This window comes from Pseudomonas asgharzadehiana, assembly GCF_019139815.1.
GTDB classification, from domain to species: Bacteria; Pseudomonadota; Gammaproteobacteria; order Pseudomonadales; family Pseudomonadaceae; genus Aquipseudomonas; species Aquipseudomonas asgharzadehiana.
In genome coordinates, this window is record NZ_CP077079.1 from 728,563 (window position 1) to 742,051 (window position 13,489).

Annotated in this window: 7 protein-coding genes; 3 read left to right on the top strand and 4 right to left on the bottom strand. The window is 61.5% G+C overall.

Annotated features, from left to right (window positions below; translation table 11 throughout):
* Positions 1–147: 147 nt before the first annotated feature.
* Positions 148–984 (top strand): 23S rRNA (adenine(2030)-N(6))-methyltransferase RlmJ, encoded by an 837-nt coding sequence (locus KSS96_RS03240; RefSeq protein ID WP_017526481.1) that lies wholly within the window; start codon positions 148–150, stop codon positions 982–984.
* Between the two features lie 71 nt (positions 985–1,055).
* On the opposite strand, the gene msrA is transcribed toward KSS96_RS03240, so the two are convergent.
* From msrA to aceE, 4 genes are all read right to left on the bottom strand, one after another.
* Positions 1,056–1,703 carry a peptide-methionine (S)-S-oxide reductase MsrA gene (msrA, locus tag KSS96_RS03245; protein ID WP_065879468.1) on the bottom strand — a complete coding sequence of 216 codons (648 nt, stop codon included), beginning with the start codon at positions 1,701–1,703 and terminating at the stop codon, positions 1,056–1,058.
* Positions 1,704–1,776: 73 nt separating this feature from the next.
* The gene (locus KSS96_RS03250) at positions 1,777–4,470 is read right to left on the bottom strand and encodes a putative bifunctional diguanylate cyclase/phosphodiesterase (protein WP_065879467.1); all 2,694 of its coding nucleotides are present in this window, start codon (positions 4,468–4,470) and stop codon (positions 1,777–1,779) included.
* Between the two features lie 302 nt (positions 4,471–4,772).
* Complete coding sequence (gene aceF, locus KSS96_RS03255) at positions 4,773–6,419, bottom strand: dihydrolipoyllysine-residue acetyltransferase (RefSeq protein ID WP_217855728.1); 1,647 nt, start codon at positions 6,417–6,419, stop codon at positions 4,773–4,775.
* An 11-nt stretch (positions 6,420–6,430) separates the two neighbouring features.
* Positions 6,431–9,076 (bottom strand): pyruvate dehydrogenase (acetyl-transferring), homodimeric type, encoded by a 2,646-nt coding sequence (gene aceE, locus KSS96_RS03260; protein WP_017526477.1) that lies wholly within the window; start codon positions 9,074–9,076, stop codon positions 6,431–6,433.
* Between the two features lie 383 nt (positions 9,077–9,459).
* On the opposite strand from aceE, the gene glnE reads away from it, so the two are divergent.
* Entirely contained in the window at positions 9,460–12,399 is a 2,940-nt protein-coding gene (gene glnE, locus KSS96_RS03265; RefSeq protein WP_217855730.1) for a bifunctional [glutamate--ammonia ligase]-adenylyl-L-tyrosine phosphorylase/[glutamate--ammonia-ligase] adenylyltransferase, read from the top strand.
* Between the two features lie 54 nt (positions 12,400–12,453).
* The gene (gene waaF / locus KSS96_RS03270) at positions 12,454–13,488 is read left to right on the top strand and encodes a lipopolysaccharide heptosyltransferase II (RefSeq protein WP_017526475.1); all 1,035 of its coding nucleotides are present in this window, start codon (positions 12,454–12,456) and stop codon (positions 13,486–13,488) included.
* Position 13,489: the final 1 nt, after the last annotated feature.

Below are 13,489 nucleotides of genomic sequence, written 5' to 3' on the forward strand. Positions count from 1 at the left end.
GATCGCCACAATAAGTCCACCGTGATACGGCCGTTTAGATTTTTTTTGGCCTGCCTCCTGTATTTACGGCATAAGCACCGCCCGACACGCAGCCCTGCACCTTTGCCCGTGTAGAAGGTAAACTTCGCCCCCTGCGCAGGAGCAACCATGAATTATCGTCACGCCTTTCACGCCGGCAACCACGCCGATGTCTTCAAACACCTGACCTTGACCCGCCTCATTGCCCTGATGTCGCGCAAGGAACAGCCGTTCGCCTACCTCGATACCCATGCCGGGATCGGTCTGTATGACCTGCAGGGCGACCAGGCCAACCGCACGGGTGAATACCTGGAAGGCATCGCGCGTCTGTGGGGCGAGGACGACCTGCCGTCACTGACCGCCGACTACATGCGCGTGCTGCAAGAGATGAACCCGGATGGCCAGTTGCGTTACTACCCGGGCTCGCCGGAACTGGCACGGCGCCTTACGCGCCCGCAGGATCGGGTTTTGCTCAATGAGAAACACCCCGAAGACGGCGTGCTGCTCAAGGACAACATGAAAGGTGATCGCCGCGTCAAAGTGCACCTGGGCGAAGGCTGGCATGTACCGCGCGCCTTGTTGCCGGTGCCGGAAAAACGCGCATTGATGCTCATCGACCCGCCCTTCGAGAAACTCGATGAGATGCAGCGGTGCGCTGCCTCCCTCAAGGAAGCGGTCAGCCGCATGCGCCAGACCGTCGCGGCCATCTGGTACCCGGTGAAGGACCAGCGCATGCTGCGTCGCTTCTACCAGGACCTGGCCGGCACTGGCGCGCCGAAGCTGTTGCGCGTGGAATTGCTGGTGCATCCCCTGGACACGCCCAACACCCTGACCGGCTCGGGCCTGGCGATTGCCAACCCGCCGTGGGGCTTGGAAGAGGAATTGCGCGAGCTGCTGCCGTGGCTGTCCAAGAAACTTGGCCAGACCCAGGGTGGGTGGCAGATGGATTGGCTGATCGCTGAGTAACCTGCTCTAAAGCCAGGCACAGGACCCAATGTGGGAGGGCGCCCCTCCCACATGTTGATCTGTGTTGGCCTTTAGATCGGGCAGGTCACGCCGGTGCCGCCGATCCCGCAATACCCCTGCGGATTCTTCGCCAGGTACTGCTGGTGGTACGCCTCGGCGAAGTACACCGTTGGGGCTTCGTCGATTTCGGTGGTGATTTCACCCAGGCCGGCCTTGCTCAGTTCTTGCTGATACGCCTCGGCACTGGCCTTCGCCGCCGCCAGTTGTTCCGGGGTGGTCGCATAAATCACCGAGCGGTACTGGCTGCCGATATCGTTGCCCTGGCGCATGCCCTGGGTCGGGTTGTGCAATTCCCAGAACATCTTCAGCAGGTCTTCGTATTTCACTTTGGCCTGGTCATACACCACCAGCACCACTTCGCTGTGGCCGGTCAGGCCGGAGCAGACTTCTTCGTAGGTCGGGTTCGGCGTGAAGCCGCCGGCGTAACCCACCACGGTGCTGACCACGCCATCGCGCTGCCAGAACTTGCGTTCCGCACCCCAGAAACATCCCAGGCCGAAGATCGCAAAACCGACATCGTCAATGAACGGGCCGAGCAGTGGGTTGCCGTTGACGAAGTGTGTCTCGGGCAGGTTCATCGGGGTTTCACGGCCAGGCAACGCTTGTTCTTGAGTAGGCAGCACGTTTTTGTTCACCAGAATTTCCGAGCGCAAGACCATGATCAGTCCTCTCGTCAGGTTGAGTTAGCGGTAAGGATTCAGACAGCCAGTGTGCCCGAGTGTTACAGCGCTGTCAGGCGATTGGCCCGCGCGGGTAGCGTTTGAGCATCGTCAACAGCTCTGCGCCGGGGATTGGCCGGTCGAACAGGTAGCCCTGGCCCACGTCGCAGCGGTGCCGTCGCAGGAACGCCAGTTGCTCGGCGGTCTCGATGCCTTCGGCCACAACCTTGAGCTTGAGGTTGTGGGCCATGGCGATCACGGCCGAGGTGATTTCCATGTCGTCCTGGTTGTCCGGGATCTCGTGGATAAAGCTGCGATCGATCTTGATGATGTCGATGGGGAATTTTTTCAAGTAGCTCAGCGATGAGTAACCGGTACCGAAATCGTCCATGGCCAGGGTCAGGCCGAAGCTCTTGAGTTGGTCCAGTTGCAGGCGTGTGTCCTCGGTGGCTTCCAGCAGCAGGCCTTCGGTGAGTTCCAGTTCCAGCAGGTTGGCGGGCAGGTCTTCTTCCTTGAGGATGGCGGCAATCGAGGCCACCAGGTCCGGGTCGGAGAACTGCTTGGGCGACAGGTTGATTGCCACCTGCAGGTTGCCCATGCCGGCGGCGCTCAGACGCTTGCTCATGCGGCAGGCCTGGCGCGCGATCCATTTGCCGATGGGGATGATCAAGCCGGTCTCTTCGGCCACGCTGATGAACTGGTCAGGACGGATCATGCCCTTTTCCGGATGGTTCCAGCGCAGCAGCGCTTCCATGCCCAGCAAGCGACCGCTGCGCAGGCATAGCTTGGGCTGGTAGAACACGTCCAGCTCGTTCTGGGTCAAGGCGCGACGCAGGTTGTTCTCTACGAACAGCTTGTAGCTGGCCTCGGCGTTCAGCGCTTCGGTGAACACTTGTACCTGGTGTTTGCCGTTGGCCTTGGCTTTGTGCAGCGCCAGGCCGGCGTTACGCATCAGGGTTTGCGGGTCGCGGCCATGCAGGGGGGCGCATGCCAGGCCCACGGAACCGGTGACGCTGATCAATTGGTTGTCGACGAACATCGGTTTATCCAGGGTTGCCAGCAACTGGCTGGCGACCTGCTGGCCGCTTTCCAGGTCGGTGTCGTCGAGCAGTACCGCAAACTCGTTGCTGGCAAAGCGCGCCAGGCTGCCGCCGGTACTCAGGCTGTTGCGCAGGCGCCGGGCCAGGCTGATCAGCAGCTTGTCGCCGGTCTGGTGGCCGAGGCTGTCGTTGATGCGCTTGAAGTTGTCGATGTCCACCAGCAGCAGGCTGATCGGGGTGTCACTGTCGCGGGCAAAGCGCTCGTCGAGGTTGCGGATAAACGCCGGGCGGTTGCCCAGGTTGGTCAGGTTGTCGGTATAGGCCAGGCGCTCGATGCGCTGCTGGGCCAGCTTGGTCTGGGTGATGTCTTCGTAGATACCGATGTAGTGCGTCAGCTCACGGTTGTCGCCATACACCTTGGAGATCGACAGCTGGCCCCAGTAGGGTTCGAGGTTTTTACGCCGGCTTTTGAATTCACCCTGCCAACTGTTGCTTTTGGCCAGGCTCGACGGCGCGTCAAACAGCAACTCGCTGAGGTTCTCCAGCGCGGGTAATTGCGCCAGGCGATGGCCGTGGACTTCTTCGGCGCTGTACTGGGTGATCGCGGTAAAACTTGGGTTGACGTACTCCACAACGCCGTCGCAGTTGACCAGCAAAAACGCGTTGGCGCTTTGCTCCACCGCGCGCTGGAACAGATGCAGGGCGCTGGTGGCGGTGCGGCGGTTGTGGTTGTTGATCACTTGCGCGAACTGGTCGGCCAACTCACCGGCGAAGGCAATCTCATCGGCCTGCCACACGCGCGAGCTGCCGCCTTGTTCCAGGCATAGCACGCCGACCACCTGGCCATCGACGCGGATGCTCGCATCCAGCATGGCGTGGATGTCTTTGGCGCGCAGGTTCTCGGCCATCTCACGGGTGCGCGGGTCGCGCATGGCATTGTTGGCGTCGATGGCGCGGCTGGTGTGCAAGGCTTCCAGATAATCCGGGAAGCAGCCGGCATCAATGGGGTCCGGCAGATGGTACTGCTGGTCGGCGCGGTGATAGGCCGAAATCGGCGTCAGGCGCTGGCCTTCGAGATTCCAGAGGCTTGCGCAATCGATCTGGTAGATATCGCAGGCGCTACGGGTGATCAGCTCGGCGGCTTCCTGCAGCGAGTTGTTGGCGGTGTAGCGCTGGCGGGCCAGCAGCAGGATCAACTCTTGCTGGGCGCGCACCCGTTCCAGATGCTGCAGCTGTTCCTGCTGGGCACGCTGGTTGAGTTCGAGGGCGATCTGCAGGCGGTTGTTCTGGCTTTCCAGGTCCTGCGTCGGGGCAGGCAAGGGGATTTCGCTGAACAGGCCGTCGACCACCATCAGGTAGCCGCGCAGCAGATGGCGATTGTGTTGTTTATAGGCCTCGCCCATTTCGAGCAGGCTCAGGGGGCCGTCGTTGGTGTGCAAGGTGTAGCGCACCAGGTAATGCGGGCTTTGGCTCAGTTGCTGTTGAATGGTGTCGTGCAGTTGATAGCGCGCCTGGGGTTCCATCAGGCTGGCGTAGGGTGTGCCGATCAGGGCGCACAGCTCGACCGCCGACAGGCCGAATTGGCGCTCGCAGTTGGGGTCGAGGTACAGCAGGGCCCAGCTTGCCTCATTAAGCCGCTCGAAACGCAGCATACCGAGGCGCGAAGGCACCGGTAACTGCGTCACTACCTCGGCCGCCATACGGGCGACATCGGGTTGGCTTTTCATGGGGGGAACTCACTTGAAGTAACGCGCACGGCGCCGGGCTCACGCCCTCTTTTCTGCTGCCTGCGGCAAGGTTGCATCATGCAGCGCGGGCTGACAAGAGAGGATGAAGGCTAAGTGCTATAAGGGGGGTATCGGCCGGACGGGGGAATTCTTCAGTCGGAATGACAGAAGGTGTACAACCCTGTCCTGTCTGTATAGAAAAGCAAAAAAAGCCCCGCCAAATTGACGGGGTTGAGGTACGAGCGTGGCGCTCGGAAATCGTTGCAAGCAGGCCTCCCCGGTTACGGGGAGGCCGCTGCGGCTTACAGCAGGATCGTGCGGATGTCGTTCAGCAACTGGCTCAGACGCTGGGTAAAGCGTGCAGCGGCCGCGCCGTTGATCACACGGTGATCGTAGGACAGCGACAGCGGCAGCATCAGCTTCGGCTGGAACGCTTTACCGTCCCAGACTGGCTGGATAGTGGCCTTGGACACACCCAGGATCGCCACTTCCGGCGCGTTGACGATTGGCGTGAAGCCAGTGCCGCCAATGTGACCGAGGCTGGAGATGGTGAAGCAAGCGCCTTGCATGTCGTCTGCGGTCAGCTTCTTGTCGCGCGCCTTGGCAGCCAGGGCAGCGGCCTCAGCGGCAAGCTGCAGCAGGCTCTTCTGATCGACGTTCTTGATGACCGGTACCAGCAGGCCATCCGGGGTATCGACGGCAAAACCAATGTGGACGTACTTCTTGCGAATGATCGCCTTGCCGCTTGGCGCCAGCGAGCTGTTGAAGTCCGGCAGCTCCTTGAGCAGGTGCGCACAGGCCTTGAGCAGCAATGGCAGCACGGTCAGTTTCACGCCGGCTTTTTCGGCCACGGCTTTCTGCGCGACGCGGAAAGCTTCCAGGTCGGTGATGTCGGCCTGGTCGAACTGAGTCACGTGCGGAATGTTCAGCCAGCTGCGGTGCAGGCTCGACGCGCCGATTTGCATCAGGCGGGTCATCGGCACTTCTTCGGTTTCGCCGAAGCGGCTGAAGTCCACCACCGGAATCGGTGGAATGCCCGCGCCGCCCGTTGCAGCGCCGGCAGCCGGAGCTTCCTTGGCCTTCTGCATCATGGCTTTGACGTAAACCTGCACGTCTTCCTTCAGCACGCGACCGTGCGGGCCAGTGGCCGACACAGCGTTCAGCTCGACGCCGAATTCACGGGCCAGTTGACGTACAGCCGGGCCGGCGTGAACCTTGGCACCGCTAGGCGCAGGCGCGGTAGCAGCAGGGGCCGGTGCGGCCTCGGCTTTTGTGGCAGGTGCAGGTGCGGCGGCCGGTGCGGCTTCAGCTTTTGCAGTTGCCGGAGCAGCGGCAGGTGCTGGCGCGGCAGCAGGCGCAGCGCCTTGTACTTTCAGCTTGAGGATGAAGTCACCGGTGCCGACTTCGTCTTCCAGCTTGACCGCGATGCTCTCCACCACGCCGGCAGCCGGCGATGGGATTTCCATGGAGGCTTTGTCGGACTCCAAAGTGATCAGCGACTGATCGGCTTCGACGGTGTCGCCCACCTTGACCAGCAACTCGATGATCTTGGCCTTGCCCGACGAACCGATGTCCGGCACGTGAATATCCTGCACGGTGGCGGCGGCAGGTGCGGCGGCCGGGGCTGGGGCAGCCTCGGCAGCAGCGGCAGGCTTTTCAGCGGCAGGTGCAGGTGCAGGTGCGGCAGCGGCAGCAGGTGCCGCCGCGTCGGCGGCGCCTTCGATTTCCAGTTCCAGCAGTTCGTCGCCTTCTTTCAGGCGGTCGCCCAGCTTCACTTTCAGGCTCTTGACCACGCCGGCCTTGGGAGCAGGGATTTCCATGCTCGCCTTGTCCGACTCCAGGGTCAGGATGCTCTGGTCGGCTTCGACTTTGTCGCCGACCTTCACAAACAGCTCGATTACTTCACCTTCACCGCTGCCGATGTCAGGTACGCGAATGAGTTCGCTCACAAAAAATCTCCTCAGCAGTCCAGTGGGTTGCGTTTTTCCGGGTTGATCCCGAACTTGACGATGGCGTCAGCCACCACCTTGGGTTCGATCTCACCACGGTCAGCCAAGGCTTCCAGGGCTGCCAACACCACGAAGTGACGGTCGACTTCGAAGAAGTGACGCAGCTTCTTGCGGCTGTCACTGCGACCGAAACCGTCGGTGCCCAGGACTTTGAATTCCTTGGACGGGACCCACTGGCGAATTTGTTCGGCAAACAGTTTCATGTAGTCGGTAGAGGCAATGACTGGACCTTTACGGCCGGCCAGGCACTCTTCGACATAGCTCTTGGCTGGCTTCTGGCCAGGGTGCAGGCGGTTGCTGCGCTCCACGGCCAGGCCGTCGCGACGCAGTTCGTTGAAGCTGGTAACGCTCCACACGTCGGCGCCGACGTTGAATTCGTCACGCAGGATCTTCGCCGCTTCACGCACTTCACGCAGGATGGTGCCGGAGCCCATCAGTTGCACGTGGTGCGCCGCTTCCTTGGTGTCTTCTTCGAGCAGGTACATGCCCTTGATGATGCCTTCTTCCACGCCGGCCGGCATGGCTGGCTGCTGGTAGGACTCGTTCATCACGGTGATGTAGTAGAAAACGTCCTGCTGCTCTTCGGTCATCTTCTTCATGCCGTCCTGGATGATCACCGCCAGCTCGTAGCCGTAGGTTGGATCAAAGGTGCGGCAGTTCGGGATGGTGGCAGCCAGGATGTGGCTGTGACCGTCTTCGTGTTGCAGGCCTTCGCCGTTCAGTGTGGTGCGGCCGGCGGTACCGCCGATCAGGAAACCACGGGTACGGCTGTCGCCTGCTGCCCAAGCCAGGTCGCCAATACGCTGGAAGCCGAACATCGAATAGAAGATGTAGAACGGCAGCATCGGCTGGTTGTGGCTGGAGTACGAAGTACCGGCAGCGATGAAGGAGCTCATGGCGCCCGCTTCGTTGATGCCTTCTTCGAGGATCTGGCCCTTTTTGTCTTCCTTGTAGAACATCACCTGGTCTTTATCGACTGGCTCGTAGAGCTGGCCGACGGATGAGTAGATGCCCAACTGACGGAACATGCCTTCCATGCCGAAGGTACGGGCTTCGTCCGGGATGATCGGGACGATGCGCGGGCCGATGTCCTTGTCCTTGACCAACTGCGCGAGGATCCGCACGAAGGCCATGGTGGTGGAGATTTCACGGTCGCCCGAACCGTCCAGGATTGCCTTGAGCGTGCTCAGGTCCGGGGTTGGTACGGCAAAGCTGTTGGCGCGGCGCTGTGGCACGAAACCACCCAGCGCGGAGCGGCGCTCGGCCAGGTAGCGGGCTTCGGCGCTGTTTGGCTCCGGCTTGAAGAACGGCAGGTTTTCCAGCTCTTCATCCTTGACCGGGATGTCGAAGCGGTCGCGGAACAACTTCAGGCTGTCGACATCGACTTTCTTGGTGTTGTGCGCAGTGTTTTTCGCTTCGCCGGCACCGGTGCCATAACCCTTGATGGTCTTGGCCAGGATGACGGTCGGTTGTTCTTTGTGGTTGACCGCTTCGTGGTAAGCCGCATAGACCTTGTACGGGTCGTGGCCGCCACGGTTGAGCTTCCAGATCTCGTCGTCGGACAGGTCGGCAACCATCGCCTTGAGTTCAGGCGTGTTGAAGAAGTGCTCGCGCACGAACGCGCCGTCTTTGGCTTTGTAGTTCTGGTATTCGCCGTCGATGACTTCGTCCATGCGGCGTTGCAGGATGCCGTCGACGTCCTTGGCCAGCAGTGGGTCCCAGAAACGGCCCCAGATGACTTTGGTCACGTTCCACTGAGCACCACGGAACACGCCTTCGAGTTCCTGGATGATCTTGCCGTTGCCGCGAACCGGGCCGTCGAGGCGCTGCAGGTTGCAGTTGATGACGAAGATCAGGTTGTCCAGCTTCTCGCGGCCGGCCAGGGAGATAGCGCCCAGGGATTCAGGCTCGTCGCATTCGCCATCGCCCAGGAAGCACCAGACTTTCTGCTTGCCTTCAGGGATGAAGCCACGGGCTTCCAGGTACTTCATGAAGCGTGCCTGGTAGATCGCTTGAATGGGGCCCAGACCCATGGAAACGGTCGGGAACTGCCAGAAATCAGGCATCAGCCAAGGGTGCGGGTAGGACGACAGGCCCTGACCGTCGACTTCCTGGCGGAAGTTGTTCATTTGTTCTTCGCTGATGCGACCTTCCATGAACGCACGAGCGTAGACGCCTGGCGAGGTGTGGCCCTGGAAGTAGATCAGGTCACCGCCGTGTTCGTCGGTCGGGGCCTGGAAGAAGTAGTTGAAACCGATGTCATACAGGGTTGCGCTGGAAGCGAAGCTGGAGATGTGACCGCCCAGGTCCGAATCTTTCAAGTTCGTGCGCATTACCATCGCCATGGCGTTCCAACGTACCAGCGAGCGAATGCGGCGTTCCATGAACAGGTCGCCAGGCATGCGTGCTTCGTGGGTAACGGGGATGGTGTTGCGGTATGGCGTGGTGATGGCGTAAGGCAGTTGCGAGCCGCTGCGGGTCGCGAGTTCGCCCATACGGGTCATCAGATAGTGAGCACGGTCTTCGCCTTCTTTGTCGAGAACCGATTCCAGGGCGTCCAGCCATTCCTGGGTTTCGACGGGATCGAGGTCTTGCATGGCTTGCTCCAGGGCGGAAAGGCTACCAGAATCGGTTGCCTGAAGTTTGCGACTGGCCTTGTGGGCAGACGACATAAATTCTTGGATGGCCGAAGGTTGCTTCGGCGTCCTGTAGTTTTACTACAAATCGTCGGCCATTTCAGCCTTTCGAATGTATATACGAGTAGTAAAACTACACAAGACTGAGCGGATTGCTCGGTCTGGCTGGTGAGCATAATCGTTATTGTTGATCTTTTGCGAACAAGAAAAGGTATGAGTTTAATGTTGCCTGCCAAAAATTATGAATTTTCAGCTATTTATAACCTTTGTTCGACAGTCCTCCATCGGGCGTGGTGCTTGCCTTCACAACTACAAGCCATTTACGCGCCGATGGAGGATAGACCATGAGCCTGCCAACGCTGGCCGAATTGCCCACCCTTCTTCTTCCGATTGCCCAGCGCGCCGAGCAGTCATTTCGTGACGCGGTGGCCACGCTGGACGACGATCATGGCCTTTCTACGTGGACCTCGCAACGGTGGGCCGATTTTGCCCGCGTCTGCGCCGCCAGTGATTTCGTTATTGAACAGAGTGTTCGTGACCCTTTGATGTTGCTCGAGCTGGCCGCCTGGGGCGAGCTGGACCGTGGCTTCGTCCCAGGCGAGCTGTGCGGTCAGATCGCCGGCGCCGTGCAACAGGCTGAAACAGAAGATGAACTGGGCCGCCTGTTGCGTCGTCAACGTACCCGCCAGCAAGTGCGCATCATCTGGCGCGACCTCACCCGCCAGGCGGACCTGGTGCAAACCTGTCGTGACCTTTCCGACATGGCTGACGCCAGCATCGACCAGGCCTACCAGTGGCTCTACCAGCACCACTGCGCACAGTTCGGCACGCCGACGGGCCGGCGCAGCGGCGAGCCGCAGCACATGGTCATCCTCGGCATGGGCAAGCTCGGCGCGGTGGAGTTGAACCTCTCGTCCGATATCGACCTGATTTTCGCCTACCCCGAGGGCGGCGAAACAGTGGGCGTGAAGCGCGCCCTGGATAACCAGGAGTTTTTCATCCGCCTGGGTCAAAAACTGATCAAGGCGCTGGACCCGATGACCGTCGACGGCTTTGTGTTCCGCGTCGATATGCGCTTGCGTCCCTATGGTTCGGCCGGCGCGTTGGTGCTCAGTTTCAACGCGCTGGAGCAGTACTACCAGGACCAGGGCCGCGACTGGGAACGCTACGCCATGATCAAGGCGCGGGTAGTTGCCGGCGACCAGGTGGCCGGTGCGCAATTGCTGGAGATGCTGCGGCCTTTCGTCTACCGCCGTTACTTGGACTTCTCTGCCATCGAAGCGCTGCGCACCATGAAGCATCTGATCCAGCAGGAAGTGCGGCGCAAAGGCATGGCCGACAACATCAAGCTGGGCTCGGGCGGCATCCGCGAAGTGGAATTTATCGCCCAGGCGTTCCAACTGATCCACGGCGGCCGCGACCTGAGCCTGCAACAGCGACCGTTGCTCAAAGTGCTCGGCACCCTGGAGGGGCAGGGCTACTTGCCGGCGGCGGTGATCGCCGAGTTGCGCAACGGCTATGAATTTCTGCGCTACACCGAACACGCGATCCAGGCGATTGCCGACCGGCAGACACAAATGCTCCCGGACAACCCGCAGGACCAGGCGCGCATGGCCTTCATGCTGGGCTTTGCCGACTGGGCCGCGTTCCATGAGCGCCTGATGTATTGGCGTGGTCGGGTGGATTGGCACTTTCGCCAAGTGATCGCCGACCCGGATGAAGAAGACGGCGCCGAAAGCGAACTGGTGGTGGGCGGTGAATGGTTGCCACTGTGGGAGGAATCCCAGGATGAAGACGCCGCCTGCCGCCAATTGGCTGAAGGCGGTTTTACCGACGCGCCCAAGGCCCTCAAGGCTCTCGCCAGTTTGCGCGGCAGCCCGCAATTGCGCGCCATGCAGCGCCTCGGTCGCGAGCGGCTGGATGCGTTTATCCCGCGCCTGCTCGCCCAGGCCGTCGAACACGCCAACCCGGACCTGGTGCTGGAGCGCGTGTTGCCGTTGGTCGAGGCCGTCGCCCGTCGTTCCGCTTATCTGGTGCTGCTCACCGAAAACCCCGACGCCCTGCGCCGCCTGTTGACCCTGTGCGCCGCCAGCCCGTGGATCGCCGAGCAGATCACCCGTTTCCCGCTGTTGTTGGACGAGTTGCTTAACGAGGGCCGGCTGTTCAAGCCGCCGCTGGCGCCGGAATTGGCCGCCGAACTGCGCGAGCGCCTCACGCGCATCCCCGAGGACGACCTTGAGCAGCAGATGGAAGCCCTGCGTCACTTCAAGCTCGCTCACCGCCTGCGCGTGGCGGCCTCGGAAATCGCCGGCAGCCTGCCGTTGATGAAAGTCAGCGACTACCTGACCTGGCTCGCCGAAGCCATCCTCGAACAAGTGCTGGCCCTGGCCTGGCGCCAGACCGTGGCGCGCCACGGCTCGCCGCAGCGGCTGGACGGCACCCTGTGCGATCCTGGGTTCATCATTGTCGGTTATGGGAAAGTCGGCGGCATTGAACTGGGGCATGGTTCGGACCTGGACCTGGTGTTTATCCACGACGGCGACCCTCAGGCCGAAACCGATGGCGCCAAGCCGATCGATGGCGCGCAGTTCTTCACGCGCCTGGGCCAGCGCATCATTCACCTGCTCACCACCCAGACCAACTCCGGCCAGTTGTACGAAGTGGACATGCGCCTGCGACCGTCGGGGGCATCCGGTTTGTTGGTGAGTTCCCTCGGTGCGTTTGATCGCTATCAAGAAAATGAAGCCTGGACCTGGGAACATCAGGCCTTGATCCGCGCAAGGGTGTTGGTGGGCAGCCAGGATGTGGGCCGTGCGTTCGAGCAGGTACGGGCTAAAGTGTTGGGGCGTGAACGGGACCTCGCCAAGCTGCGCCAGGAAGTCAGTGAGATGCGTGCCAAGATGCGCGATAACCTGGGTACCAAGGCCACGCTGGCCGGTACCGGCGCCAATGCCTTCGAAGCCACGGTGGCGTTCGACCTCAAGCAGGACGCCGGAGGTATCGTCGATATTGAATTTATGGTGCAATACGCGGCTTTGGCGTGGTCTGCGCAACATCCATCGTTGCTGCGCTATACCGACAATATCCGCATTCTGGAAGGCCTGGAGCAGGTGGGGCTGATGCCCGCCGCCGATGCCCATCTGCTGCGCGAGGTGTATAAGGCCTACCGTTCCGCCGCGCATCGCCAGGCCTTGCAAAACGAGGCCGGTACGGTAGCCGGGGATCAGTTCGCCGATGAGCGGCGGCAAGTGATGCGTATCTGGCAGGAGCTGGGGTTGAGCTGAAACACTATTAGGGCGGGGAGGCATAAGCCTCCCCGCATCGTTTGTGGAAACTACATGAATATTCTGATCGTTGGGCCCAGTTGGGTCGGTGACATGGTGATGGCACAGACACTGTTCGAGTGCCTGCGCCAGCGCCATCCAGGCTGCCAGATCGACGTGCTCGCCCCCGAGTGGAGCCGGCCGATCCTTGAGCGCATGCCGCAAGTGCGCGAGGCCTTGAGCTTTCCGCTCGGCCACGGCGCCCTGGAACTGGCCACGCGCCGTCGCATCGGCAAATCCCTGGCCGGCCGGTATGACCAGGCCATCCTGCTGCCCAACTCGCTGAAATCGGCGCTGGTGCCGTATTTTGCCGGCATCCCCAAGCGCACCGGTTGGCGCGGCGAGTTCCGCTACGTGCTGCTCAACGACGTGCGCACGCTCGATAAAGCGCGCTACCCGCTGATGATCGAGCGCTTCATGGCTCTGGCCTATGCGCCGGGTGCCGAGTTGCCCAAGCCGTACCCGCGCCCGCGCCTGCGGATCGACCCGGTCACCCGCGACGCGGCGCTGGCCAAGTTCGGCCTGAGCCTGGATCGCCCGGTATTGGCGCTGTGCCCGGGCGCTGAGTTTGGCGAGTCCAAGCGCTGGCCGGCGGAGCACTACGCCAAAGTCGCCGAGACGAAGATTCGTGAAGGCTGGCAGGTGTGGTTGTTCGGCTCGAAAAAAGATCATCCGGTGGGTGAAGATATCCGCCAGCGCTTGATACCGGGCCTGCGCGAGGAGGCGGTGAACCTCAGTGGCGACACGTCGCTGGCCGAGGCGATTGACCTGCTGTCCTGCGCGGATTCGGTGGTGTCCAACGACTCCGGCCTGATGCACGTGGCCGCGGCGCTGAATCGCCCGTTGGTGGCGGTGTACGGCTCCACCTCGCCAGGGTTCACCCCGCCGTTGGCCGACAAGGTCGAAGTGGTGCGCCTGGGCCTGGATTGCAGCCCGTGTTTTGATCGGACCTGCCGTTTCGGCCACTACAACTGCATGCGCCAGTTGCTGCCGCAGCCGGTAAACGATGCCTTGCAGCGGTTGCAGGGCACAGTGGTCGAGGTTAATTGAG

Bases quoted from the DNA above. Each gene is read 5' to 3' on its own strand.
- waaF (WP_017526475.1), top strand. From the start codon at position 12,454: ATGAATATTCTGATCGTTGGGCCCAGTTGGGTCGGTGACATGGTGATG.
- KSS96_RS03240 (WP_017526481.1), top strand. From the start codon at position 148: ATGAATTATCGTCACGCCTTTCACGCCGGCAACCACGCCGATGTCTTC.
- glnE (WP_217855730.1), top strand. From the start codon at position 9,460: ATGAGCCTGCCAACGCTGGCCGAATTGCCCACCCTTCTTCTTCCGATT.
- msrA (WP_065879468.1), bottom strand. From the start codon at position 1,703: ATGGTCTTGCGCTCGGAAATTCTGGTGAACAAAAACGTGCTGCCTACT.
- aceE (WP_017526477.1), bottom strand. From the start codon at position 9,076: ATGCAAGACCTCGATCCCGTCGAAACCCAGGAATGGCTGGACGCCCTG.
- KSS96_RS03250 (WP_065879467.1), bottom strand. From the start codon at position 4,470: ATGAAAAGCCAACCCGATGTCGCCCGTATGGCGGCCGAGGTAGTGACG.